The following is a 12849-nucleotide window of genomic DNA, read 5'->3' as shown; positions in this document are numbered from 1 at the left end:
CTTCCAAGTTTACTTTGATACTATTAATTGAAAATTTTTAAGAATGTTAGTTCTGGAATTATTTTACTATCAAATAACCCACTTTTTAAATTTTTTTCTAAATAATATAACAAATTAATTTTATCATTAATTAATGATATATCTTTTATTTTTTTGTTTGAAAAAACCTTTAATCTATAAGGGTTTATTTTTAATAAATCAATTATTTGGTTATCTGACATTGCATTTTTTTTGCAAATATTAATATTTCGCAATGTTGTTAATCCATTTAAAACTAATGCTAAAAAACCATAAATATCTTTATTATTATTAACGTAAATATTAAATTTTTTAATAAAGTCTTCTATATTATTGTCTAATATAGTTTCAACAAGACTAAAAATATCAAAATTTTGATATTTTTCAGTTATGATATTTACTAAATTAATATCGATAAAAGAGTTATATTCAATTAATTTTGCAACTTCATTGGAAAAAACGCCCATATCATCAGGCAAAACTTCTAAAAGATAATTTATTGCATCTTCATTAAATTTTATTTTATTATCAGTTAATTTTCGTTTAACTAAGGCAATCTTTTCATTATAAGAAGGTTTTTTAACTTCTAGTATCTTACAAGATAATTCAAATTCCTTTGATATTTTAAGTCTTTTTGAATATGTTTCACTATTTAAAGTAAAAATTAATTGATTTATGTTTTTTTGACTTATTATTTTTTTAATAATATCAACATCAAATGATTGATGTAACTTTATTTTTTTTTCTGTTAAAAAGTAACAATCTTCAATAATTATAATTTTTTTTTCATTAAATAAGGATATAGTATTGATTTCTTCATATATTTCATTTATGTTAGAATCAATTAAAGAATATCTTAATACCTCATAATATTCATTTTCCAAAAGCTTATTGATTATTTTTTTTGTTTGTTTGTTTAATAAATAATCATCATTTGAGTATATTAAAAACATTTTTTCACCATTTTTATTATACAATGAAATCTTATAAAAATATTTCAAAAATTGTATAAAATACTTGTAAAAATGGTTGTATTTACTATATACTTTATTATGTAAACTATTTTTGCATAAAAAGAGGTGAAATAAATGGCAAATATTAAATCACAAGAAAAGAGAATTTTAACAAATGAAAAATCAAGAATTGCAAATAAATCTTTTAGAAGTAAAGTTAAAACAGCAATAAAAAAAGCTTTAGTTGCAAAACATGATAATTTAGAATCAAAAGATAACCTAGTTAACGAAGCGGTGAGTTTACTTGATAAATCAGTTGTTAAAGGTATTTTTAAAGCTAATAAAGCTGCACGTGAAAAATCAAGATTAATGAAATAATCTATTTAATATTAAACCTTCATTAAATGAAGGTTTTTTTTATTTTACTAGTACTACTATTTTTTATATTGTATTTAAAATTATCTTTATCATCAGTAACAAATATATTACAATTATTATTTGTTAAAGTTTCTATAGTTTCTTTATTAGGAAAATTTTTATGTTTTTCTTTTTTACCACTTATATAACAGGTAAAAGGATTGACTTTATTAATAAAAACCTCTGAACTACTTGTTTTACTTCCATGGTGACCAACTTGTAAAAAATCAATGCCTGGACCTATAAGTGTTAAAAAAAATTCATTATTAAGCAATTTAGTTTCTATTTTTTTAGTAGCGTCACCCATAAATAGCATTTTTTTATTATTAATATTAATTAATGAAACTATTGAATTATCATTTTCATCTTTATGGTTTAATTCAACGAAATTAAAAATATTAATATTTTTAAAGTTTAATGTACTAGGAACATTATCGTTTGTGTATAGATAATTGATTTTATATTGACTTTTAAGACTATTTAATTGGTTATAATGATCATTATGGTTGTGACTAATAATGACAGCATCTATTTTTCTTATACCTTTATATAATAAGAAATCCTTAAATATAGTTTCTGAATAACCATAGCCAGCACCTGCATCCATTATTAATATCTTATTTTTATCTTTTATCAAAAAACTATTTCCATTACCAACATTTAGCATATATATACTGCTATCAAAAAAGTTTAATTGATTAAATTGTAAAAATATTGTTGAAATTAAAAGCATAGATATTCTTATTATAAATCTTTTATTAATAGAATAAATAATTGATATTTGAGTAAGTTTCAATGTAATGAAGTAAAAAAAGATCAAAACCAATGGAATGTGACCTACTATTATAGTAAAATTTAACTCTAAAAATATTTTAGAAATATTGTTTAATAATAAATATAAAAAATTAGAAACATTAACAAAACATGGAAAAAACAATGAAAAGATAAATGAAAAAGATAAAATTGGTGTTAATAATGTTTGAAACACAATAGTTAATATATGAATTTTATAATTATAAAAAGCTTGCAAAGGCATTATAATTGCTGTTATTAATAATCCATTTTTTATGTAAGACTTAATGCTTTTATTATTAAAACCATATTTATTTATGAAAAAAAATGAAAATACTATACTATATACAAAGCCTATGTTAAATAAATAAATTGGTTTTATAATTAGTAATATAGTTCACTGAATAGATTGAAAACTTCAACCTTCTAAACATATTTTCTTCTTATTTTTATATTCTCTTAATGAAATACTCACTAATGATTTAGATATAAAAATTTTAAAACCAATAATATAATTATAAAAAAATAAAAAGACCAAAAATAATGGTTTAGTTTTCTTAAGAAACTTTGTTTTCTTAAACAATACCTTAAAAATTATTGCATCAATTATAAATATATTTAAACCACTTAAATTAATTAAAAAAGATAAACCTAATTCCAACAGATTATTATATAAATTGTCTGTTTTTTTGTTTTGAAATAAAAATAAATTTATTAACTTGTTGTCAGTCTTTAATGAATTAAATATAAAGTATCTTATTGTATAAATATTTGTTTTAGTATATGCATAGTTTTTTATTTCATAATTTATGCCATTTCGTAATAGATATTCATTAAAGTTAAAACCTCAATAAACATCAGGCTTATTTATCTTTTCAATCTCCCCTTCTAACTTTATGAACTCCCCTACTTTAAATTCCAACTCCCCTACTCTTAGATAATACTTAACAAAATACTTTTTTAGTATTATATAGTTTGATCCTTTATCTACTATTAAAAAATTTCCACTATTTGTCAATAAAATTCCAGATTTTAATAATAAGCATCCTAATTGAAAAAAAAGTAAAATAAGCGGCAATATAAAATTGTTTTTAATACTTTTAACATTTATTAATCAAATAAAAGCAAAACATAAAATAATTAAAAAAATATTATCAATAAAATTTATTATAATTATAGTCAAAACAATAGATAAAAAAATATTTATAAAGCTGTTACTAATATATCGTGAAATAAATTGCATTTATTATAAAATCAAGGACAAATTCATTTTTTTTATATTTCTTTACTAAAGTTTCAACACACTTATCTAGTTCTGATTCTGAGTTAGATAAGTATTTTTTAAATTGTGTAGAGTCTTTTAAATCAATACTAAACTTTGAGAAATAATCATCTGAAATAGTAAATCTATTTTCTTTTGTTGTTAATTCATATGAAATTGGCATAATTAATATTAAACCTTTTTCATAAAACTCATTTTGTTCTTCAATATTAAAATAGTTTTTTAAGTGAGTTAAATTTTCTTTTTCTAAAAACTTATTTATATCTTTAGTTTTATTTTCAGTTGTTTTTTTAATAAAATTAGGTAAAATTGTTTCATCTTTTAAAATTAAATTATATTTAACCTTAAATTTAATAAAACTATTATTGACAATGTTACTGTTAGAGCTTGTATCAGAATTGTTTATTTCTTTAATTATGAAATATGTCCCGAGACTTATCAAAAATGTTGTTATCAATAATATTAAGTAATATCTAATTTTCAATCAAACACCCTTTTATTAAATCGATTATAAATAAAAAAAATATCAATATAATTGATATTTAAAATTTAATTTTTACATCTTCACGATCAGTGTCTTGAATTTCAAAGAATGGCATAAATTTGTATCCTAGTTGATTAGCAGCTAAGTTACTAGGATAAACATTTATTGATTGATTAAATTCACTTACATTTGAATTGTAAATTCTTCTTGAAGCTGAAATGTTTTCTTCAATATTTGAAGATTCTGACATTAAGTCTCTAATTAAATCATTTGATTTAAGATTTGCATAGTTTTCAACTTGTACTTGAATTTGTTTGCTTATATCATTTAGTTTTGATGCATTTCTCATTAATTGATCAACTCCACCACCTGTACGCATACTTGTAAGTGTTGTTTGCATTTCCTTTTCAAAGCTTATACTTTCTTTTACAGAATCAATTAACTTAATTAATGTGTCTCTTCTTCTTTTTAATTGAATATCTATACCAGCTTCAGCTTCATCTATTTTAACTTTTAATCTTTTTAATCTATTTATATTAGTCACATGGACTATTAATGGTATTAATAAAAAACAGATAATTACTCAAAATAATACTCCAAAAAAATTTGTTTTTGGTTTTGTTCCAACACTTGAATTTGGATCAATTGTGTTATGTTTCATACTTTTACTCCTATTTAAAATAATAACTTTATTATAAATTATAATTTATAAAAAAAATACACTAAATACTTTTTTTAAGTTAATTAGTGTATTTTAATTTTTACTTTTGAAATTAATTAATGACATTAATCCAATAGATGTTAAAGTAATTGGTAAAAATATAGATAATAAACTTAATGAAATTACTGCTTCTTTATCCGAAGATTGTGCATTAGAACCTGCCACTATTAAAAAAACTCCAAATATAAGTAAAAGAACCCCTAAAAAAATAAATGCATAATTCATAATTCTATTATACTTTTCGATATTTATAAAATTGCATAAAGAGACAAATGCTGCTGCTATAGATCCAATTGCTAATAATATAATATAAATTAACAACCATATGAATACTTGATTGTCTTTTGAAGGAAATTTTTCTCCTTCAAAAAAAGTATAAAATTTATATCCAAAGTCATCGCTTAAAGTTAAAATCAATACAGAAGTTAATAATGTAACTAAAAAGCTTGATGCTACTACTATTCATGATATCTTCATAAATAGCCCCTTTCTAATTATTCCATATATAATTATACACCTATAAAAATTATTTATGAAATTTTATTTAAGTGAGTTTGTTTTATATTCTACAATTCCAGTAGTTATAGCTGCACCAACAACTCCGAAATAACCAATATTAATAAATGTTAATATTAAGATTGGAGCTAGCTTATCGCTTTGGTTAACAGACCCTAAATTTAAACAACCAGCAGCCAATAGCATAATCCCGCTAAAAAATGCAATAAATACAAAAGGTATTTGAGCAAATATCGCATACTTATTATATGTTGTATTTTCATAAACATAAGCCATTATGAGAACAAATATTGAGATTACAGCTGATATAACTGCCATCGAAATTAGAAGTTCTAATCATAATGAAACATTTGCTGTTGTTCCTGGAAATGAATTACCTCCTCCATAATAGTTATACATCATTGACGATGAATTTTTATATTTAAAATCTGGCAGTGCATAACCAATTACAGCTACTACAAGTAATATTAACGATGTTGTCAACATCATTATTCAAGATTTTTTCATGAGTTATTCCTCTCTTTATTATAGAATTGTAATACAATATTGATTTTAACAAAAAAAATTACAATTTAATGAATATTATTGATTTTTTTTAATAAAGAATCATATTGTAATTTATAATTTTTATACTTATTTAATTCCAATTCTCTCTTCTCAGAACTAGCTTTTTTCATAAAATTATCATTACTAATGATACTTTCACTTCTTCTTAATTCAGCCTCAAGTTTATTTTTTGCTTCTAACAATGATTTTAAAGCTTCTTCTTTATCAATAAAGTTTTCATTTTTAATTTCTAAATAATAATCTTTTATTGATAACGAAGTTATTTCTTCAACTAAATTTAAGGTATTAGAAATAGTAGAATTAACTAATTTAATTGAAACATTATTTAAATAATTGATTAATTCAGGACTTTTTATAAATAACTTTGAGTTTTTTGTATTTAAATTGAAATTAAGTTGTAAATTATTTTTTATATTATGTTCTAATCTGAACTCTCTAATAGCTGAAATAATTTCAAATACATTTTCAATACCTTTATCATCAAAATTAAATATTTCATTATCATATGTTTCTAACATAATTGATTTTAATAATCCTAAAGAACTATATATTTCTTCGGTTACAAAAGGACATAGTGGATGTAACATTAAAATAATTTGTTTTAGAACATAAATTAAAGTTGCTTTGATATTATTTATTTCAGTTGAACTTAGTTTGTCATTTTGTAATTGTGCCTTAGATAGTTCTAAATATCATGAACAATATTCATCTCAAATAAAACTATACAGCAACTTTCCTACAACACTAAACTCATATTGATCAATTGCTTTTTTAATGTCTTGTTTGCATATAGTCAGTCTATTTAATATTCATTTTTCAGATAAGTTATTATTTGTTAAATTATCAAAGTATAACTCTTTATAATCTTTGTCAGTACATATAATGTTACTATTCATAAATACAAATCTAGAAGCATTTCATAACTTATTTATAAAGTTTCAGGTAGATTTAAGTTTTTCATCACTATATCTTAAATCTTGACCGGGACTTGAATTTGTAATTAAAAAATATCTTAAAGAATCAGCACCATACTCCTCAATAACATCCATAGGGTCAACACCATTGCCTAAAGACTTACTCATTTTTTGACCTTTTTCGTCTCTGATTAAACCATGTAATAAAACATCATTAAATGGTTTCGACTTAGTAAATTCTAATGATTGAAAAATCATTCTTGCAACTCAAAAAAAGATTATATCATATCCAGTAACCATTACAGAAATAGGAAAATACCTCTTCATCAATTTTGATTCTTTATTTGGTGTTCATTCCATTGTTGCAAAAGGTCAAAATGCACTTGAGAATCATGTATCTAAAACATCTTCATCTCTATATCAATTATCAATGTCTTTTGGTTCTTCTAAACCAACATAAATATCATCATTATTTTTATTGTATCAAGCAGGTATTTGATGTCCTCACCATAATTGTCTTGATATTGTTCAATCATAAGCATTATTCATTCAAGTTTTTAAGGTTGTTGAAAAACGATTTGGATAAAATTTAATTTTATTGTCACTTTTTTGTAAGTCAATAACATTTTTTGCTAGACTTTTCATTTTAACAAATCATTGTTTTGAAATTAATGGTTCAATTATTACTCCACTTCTTTCTGAATAGCCAACTTGATGAATTATATCCTCAATTTTAACAACCAAATCATTTTTGATTAACTTATCTATAAGTATTTTACGTACTTCAAAACGATCAATATTATTAAATTCACCAGTTAATTCATTCATAGTACCATCTAAACTCATCACATTTATTAATTCTAAATTATGTTTTAATGAAAGTTCAAAATCATTTGGATCATGTGCTGGTGTACATTTCATAATACCGGTTCCAAAGTCTGTTTCTACATATTCATCAGCTATGACCGGTATTTCTTTTCCATTAGCAGGATTTATTACAGTTTTATTAATATATTCTTTATATCGTTCATCATTTGGATTTATAACTAAACAAACATCCCCAAACATTGTTTCAGGTCTTGTAGTTGCAACAGTTAAATATTTATCTTCGTTTTTAAAGAAATATTTAAAATAATACATTTTTCCTTTTGTTTCTTTATATATAACTTCGATATTAGAAAGAGCAGTTTTTTGCTTAGGGTCTCAATTAATGATTCTTTCACCTCTATAAATTAAACCCTTTTTATACATTTCTACAAAAACATAATTAACAATTTTATTTAACTCTTTTGAATATGTAAACTTTTCCTTTGAATAATCTAATGCTAAACCTAATTTAGATCACTGATTTCTAATGTTTAAGCTGTATTCTTCTTTTCATTCTCAAACTTTATTAATAAATTTTTCTCTACCTAAATCATGTCTTGATATATTATCTTTTCTAAGTCTTTCTTCAACTTTTGCTTGAGTTGCTATACCTGCATGATCCATTCCTGGTATTCATACTGTATCATATCCTGATAGTTTTTTATATCTTATTAAAAGATCTTGTAATGAACCATCTCAAGCATGACCTAAATGAAGTTTACCTGTTACGTTAGGAGGAGGTATAACAATTGAATAAGGTGTTTTTTTAGAATCTTCTTGAGATTTAAATAAGTCTAAATCCAATCAAATTTTGTATTTGTCTTTTTCAACTTTAATATGATTATATTTTTTTTCTAATTCTTTAAATTCCATAAAAACCTCATTTAAAATTTTCTAAGTTAATTATACCAATAATTAAAAAAAAGAGTTATTAAAACTCTTTTATATTATCTTATATATTTCATATGCACAACAAATGTTATGCACAGATAAATAAAATCATAACACTTGTAATTAAATTAATATTCCCCGAAATTTATTAATCGAGGTGGCCACGTTCCTTTTTTTACATCTTTTCACATTTCTGAGAATTTGATTTTAACAACAATAAAAATGCTTTTTTCTCTAATGAAAAAACATGTTTTTTCGATATTTTCTTTATCTTTATTTAATTCAGTTGTGTTATCACCTAATAGTTCTTTGTATTCTTTAGATTGTTTACAATTATTTGAAATTTTTTCAATATTTTTTATTAATCTATTTGTGAATCTTTTCATAGAGATTTTATAACCTATATAAACTATTGTAGCTAAACTTAAAGATGCAAAAACTGCTCACATAAATGTTGCACCTACCAAAAATAACTTTTGATTAGTTAAAAATCCAAATTTATTAAGAAAATCTCCTGAAAAACTATTTGCAAGTTCAAGTGAAAAAATCTCAAAATCTTCCATTTTATTTATTGTGGTTAAAAACCAATATATGTCTAATGCAAAAAAAGGTATTATTAATAAGAAAGTTTTAATAAATGTTCAAAGATTTTCAATTCTTAAAAACCAATCATAACTTTTAACTAAACCATAACTTAATCTAAATCTCTTGATTAATCTAGACATTTCTAAATAAAACTTAAATAAAATTCACAAAACAATTAAAATTCCAAAAACAATTTTAAAAATTGTTATTCTTTTATAAAGAGTTTCGTCATTGCATGGGTCAAGTAGTGTAGACACAAAAAAACATAAACCAAATATTGCTAAAACTATATAATTAATGACTGATTTACGTGTAATATTAACTTTCTTTATCACATTTTCTATCATATATAACCCTATCAATAAACTTTCTATTACTATTATAGATACTTTTTAAAAAAAATGCAAATTAATTAAAAAAAATACCATTTAAAAACCAACTAATTTGGGTGTTTTTTTTGGTATTTTATTAAACATTAAAGAAATCTATAAAGATGTGATCATATATTCTTTCAATTCAATATTGAGTTTGTAATTTTACTTTTGAAACTTTTATTTCATTTTTCTTTTTTAAAAATGTGTAATAATTTTCTCAAATATTTTTATATGTATTTAATATAGTTTTATTTATTTCATAAAGTTCTGCAATATCTGCTTGATTAAAAATATCTTTATCTACAAAAATAAATAAACCATTTTTAGATGTTAAGTCGCTCTTTGTAAACTTTAAATTTAAATAATTATCTTCAAACTCACAATTCTCAAATAAATCCTTATTTGAAAAATATTGGTCTTTAACTAAATTAATGTAATTTGATGCTACACTTTTGTCAATTTGGCCAATTTGTTGGAAAGAAGATAAAAAAGATGGCAATAATAACATATTTAAAGATGTATTTGTTATAGCTAACATGTATTTTTGATTTGTAAGAAATGTAGAAACCTCATAATTAACTATAACAGCTGTAGATAGGTTTATAACTATAAGAACTACTCAAAAGCTGATTGAATTATATGATACTTCTCTTTTCAAGACCATATCACCATCGCCAACTTTTCCTTGAAAATCATATACTAATATTTTTTTATAATATTTATTTTTTTGAAATCAATTTAAAAATGAAAACCTGAAAATTGTATATAAACATAGAGAAATAATAACTCAAGACAATGACTCTATTTCAACAAGTCTATTTGTTATAAAAATAGAGACCAATGATGCAAATACTAATAAATCTAATATATATACAAAAAAATTAAGTGGTAAAAACTTAATATAATTCTTTATCGTTTTTTTATAATCCTTTAATAAACTATTTTTTTTCTTCATACTCATCACCTTTATTTAAACTAGCATTTTTTGCACTTAAATTAGTGAATTGTTCAATAATAGATAAGATTTTAAAATAAAATATTCCTAGTTCTAAGGCAGTTTTAGCTTTTAATTTTTTTAATGAATCTAATTTTCTATTCTTAAACAAAAATATAAGTCCACCAATTAAAGACAAAATACAACAAATCAAAAAAATTAAAAAAAGAAAAAGAGGTGCTAATAAATACATTTTTCTAAAATCTTTATAAAGAAAAATAAAACCAATAAGCCCTGCAATAGAAAAAAATAAGGAAATTATTGTTATAATTAATATTTTTTTTGTTCTTGATTTAACAATTTTAATTTCATTGTTCATTTATTTATTTTAACTCCTTTGAGTCCATATTATTATACATTGAAAAAGATTATTTATCAACTTACATATGTTTAAAAAATGCAAACAAAATTGCACCTCTACTTAATTTCTTTATTTTAAAAAGAAGTAATACTTAAATATTATGATATTTATATAATATTACAAATAAATCTATATAAAGTTAAAATAAAATTAATAAAACAATATATTTAAGCGACATAATTTATTATTAATTCAAACATTGCAAATTTGTAATAATTATAAGGTTATAAACTATTGAATTTAAACTTAAAAATTTATAGGCTTTCCAAATTCTAAAGCCTCAGCTGCTTCTCATACTGCTTCACTTAAAGTTGGGTGAGGATGTATTGCTTTTGCAAGTTCAGTAATTGTTCCTTCAGCTTCCATTAATGTTGTAATTTCAGAGATCATATCTGTTGCTGTATTAGAAATAATATGAGCGCCAATAATTTGTTTATAGGTTGGTTCACAAATTAATTTTACAAAACCTGTGGTATTACCATCTGCTAATGCTTTACCAATTGCTGCAAATGGGAACTTATAAGCCTTATAATCAATACCTTCTTTTTTCAATTGTTCTTCAGTTTTACCAATCATAGCAACTTCAGGATGTGTATAAATACAACTTGGAACTTTATTATAATCCATTATTAAATTTTCTGCATGTTCTTTATTAAGTCTTCTTGCTATTCTATTAGCTGCTATTAAACCTTGATATGAAGCAACATGAGCTAACATCATTTTTCCAGTAACATCACCAATTGCATAAACTCCGTCAATATTTGTTTCACAATATTCGTTAATTACTATATGATTACGTTCATTAATGTTTAATCCTATACTTTCAAAACCGGTTGTAACAGTTTTTCTACCAACTGACTGTAAACAATAATCAGCTTTAATTGAATGAAGCTTGCCATCTTTTTCATATATAACTTCATTATTTTTAAACTCTTTAGTAGATGCTCCAGTTATTATTTCTAAATTTCCTCTATTTATTAATTCTTTAGTCATTTCTTTAGTAACATCACCATCAAGCATTTCAAGTATTGTTGGTAAAAATTGTAATATTGTTACTTTTGTACCTAATCTTTTATATACACAGGCAAACTCAACACCTATTACACCACCACCAATTATTACTAAATTTTTTGGAATTTTAGGTAATTCTAAAGCTCCAGTTGAATCAATTAAAAACCCACTTTTTATTGCATCATCAGAACCTGGTAAATTCATTGAATTTGGTACACTACCAGTTGCTATAATCAAGTTGTCACAAGTATATTTTGAATCATTAACTTTAATAGTATTTTTATCTAATGCAATTGCGTTTCCTTCAACAATTGTTACATTATTTTTTTTCAATAAACCTTTTACACCTGAAGTTAATTTAGAAACAACATCAGTTTTTCTTTTTTGTATCGATTCTCAATCAGCCTTAACTCCTTTTAAATCGACTTTTATACCATATTTTTCTGCTTTTGTAATTTGTTCAAATAAGTCAGCAGATTTAAGCAATGTTTTTGTTGGGATACAACCAATATTAAGACATACTCCTCCATATTTTTCTTTTTCAATTATAAGAGTTTTAAGACCTAATCTTGAGCACTTTATAGCACCAACATAACCACCAACACCAGCTCCAACCATTATAACATCATAATGATTTTCAGGATTGTTAGAGATATATTTAGGAGCAGGTTTTAATTCTGTTGATGGACCATTTTGAATAGCAAATGGTTTTGGACTTTCTAAAATACTATTAACTTTTTCAACTAAAGGTATCTGTCTCTTTCTTCCTCTTTGAATTAAATCATTTGATACTGGTGTAGCACCAACAACAGATGCATTTTCTTCAACTGGTGTGACTTTTTTTTCTTTTTCAACACTTTCTACTTTACCATCATCAATTTCAATAACGACATCTCCAACTTTAATTTCTTGACCTGATTTTATTAGAACATTTGAAATTATTCCATCAGTTGGGGAAAAAATATCTGAGTTAACTTTATCTGTTTCAACATTAAATAATGCCTGACCATTTTTTACAACTTCTCCTGTTTTAACAAAAACCTCTGTAACTACACCTTCTGTTAAACCTTCTCCAATATCTGCAAACTTTACTTTAAACATT

12 protein-coding genes are annotated in these 12849 nt (G+C 22.9%); 1 reads left to right on the top strand and 11 read right to left on the bottom strand.

What is annotated here, in order from left to right:
* Nucleotides 1-23: 23 nt before the first annotated feature.
* The gene (gene holA, locus STURON_RS02515; RefSeq protein WP_075048312.1) at nt 24-971 is read right to left on the bottom strand and encodes a DNA polymerase III subunit delta; all 948 of its coding nucleotides are present in this window, start codon (nt 969-971) and stop codon (nt 24-26) included.
* 135 nt (nt 972-1106) lie between these two features.
* Between holA and rpsT the strand changes: the two genes are divergently transcribed.
* Nucleotides 1107-1349 (top strand): 30S ribosomal protein S20, encoded by a 243-nt coding sequence (gene rpsT / locus STURON_RS02510; protein ID WP_075048311.1) that lies wholly within the window; start codon nt 1107-1109, stop codon nt 1347-1349.
* Between the two features lie 22 nt (nt 1350-1371).
* Here rpsT and STURON_RS02505 read toward each other — a convergent pair whose 3' ends face one another.
* The 10 genes from STURON_RS02505 to lpdA all read right to left on the bottom strand — a co-directional run bounded on the left by STURON_RS02505 (nt 1372) and on the right by lpdA (nt 12848).
* Nucleotides 1372-3198: a ComEC/Rec2 family competence protein gene (locus STURON_RS02505; protein ID WP_158500509.1), complete on the bottom strand. Its 1827-nt coding sequence runs from the start codon at nt 3196-3198 to the stop codon at nt 1372-1374.
* 199 nt (nt 3199-3397) lie between these two features.
* The gene (locus STURON_RS02500) at nt 3398-3946 is read right to left on the bottom strand and encodes a hypothetical protein (RefSeq protein ID WP_075048309.1); all 549 of its coding nucleotides are present in this window, start codon (nt 3944-3946) and stop codon (nt 3398-3400) included.
* Between the two features lie 58 nt (nt 3947-4004).
* Entirely contained in the window at nt 4005-4607 is a 603-nt protein-coding gene (locus STURON_RS02495; protein ID WP_075048308.1) for a LemA family protein, read from the bottom strand.
* A 93-nt stretch (nt 4608-4700) separates the two neighbouring features.
* Nucleotides 4701-5144 carry a hypothetical protein gene (locus STURON_RS02490; protein WP_075048307.1) on the bottom strand — a complete coding sequence of 148 codons (444 nt, stop codon included), beginning with the start codon at nt 5142-5144 and terminating at the stop codon, nt 4701-4703.
* Between the two features lie 63 nt (nt 5145-5207).
* Nucleotides 5208-5690 carry a hypothetical protein gene (locus tag STURON_RS02485; RefSeq protein ID WP_075048306.1) on the bottom strand — a complete coding sequence of 161 codons (483 nt, stop codon included), beginning with the start codon at nt 5688-5690 and terminating at the stop codon, nt 5208-5210.
* 65 nt (nt 5691-5755) lie between these two features.
* Entirely contained in the window at nt 5756-8404 is a 2649-nt protein-coding gene (locus tag STURON_RS02480) for a valine--tRNA ligase (protein ID WP_075048305.1), read from the bottom strand.
* Nucleotides 8405-8550: 146 nt separating this feature from the next.
* The gene (locus STURON_RS02475; RefSeq protein WP_075048304.1) at nt 8551-9354 is read right to left on the bottom strand and encodes a hypothetical protein; all 804 of its coding nucleotides are present in this window, start codon (nt 9352-9354) and stop codon (nt 8551-8553) included.
* Nucleotides 9355-9475: 121 nt separating this feature from the next.
* Nucleotides 9476-10336 (bottom strand): hypothetical protein, encoded by an 861-nt coding sequence (locus STURON_RS02470; protein ID WP_075048303.1) that lies wholly within the window; start codon nt 10334-10336, stop codon nt 9476-9478.
* Nucleotides 10320-10694, bottom strand: coding sequence for a hypothetical protein (locus tag STURON_RS02465; RefSeq protein ID WP_075048302.1), 375 nt, complete (start codon nt 10692-10694; stop codon nt 10320-10322). The genes STURON_RS02470 and STURON_RS02465 overlap by 17 nt, the downstream gene beginning before the upstream one ends.
* A gap of 288 nt (nt 10695-10982) precedes the next feature.
* On the bottom strand, nt 10983-12848 hold the full coding sequence (lpdA, locus tag STURON_RS02460) for a dihydrolipoyl dehydrogenase (RefSeq protein ID WP_075048301.1): 1866 nt from the start codon (nt 12846-12848) through the stop codon (nt 10983-10985).
* Between the last annotated feature and the right edge of the window lies 1 nt (nt 12849).

The sequence above is a fragment of the Spiroplasma turonicum genome (assembly GCF_001262715.1).
Classification (GTDB): domain Bacteria; phylum Bacillota_I; class Bacilli_A; order Mycoplasmatales; family Mycoplasmataceae; genus Spiroplasma_A; species Spiroplasma_A turonicum.
Note: the sequence above shows the minus strand (reverse complement) of the source record. Positions and strands in the feature narration are given on the sequence as shown.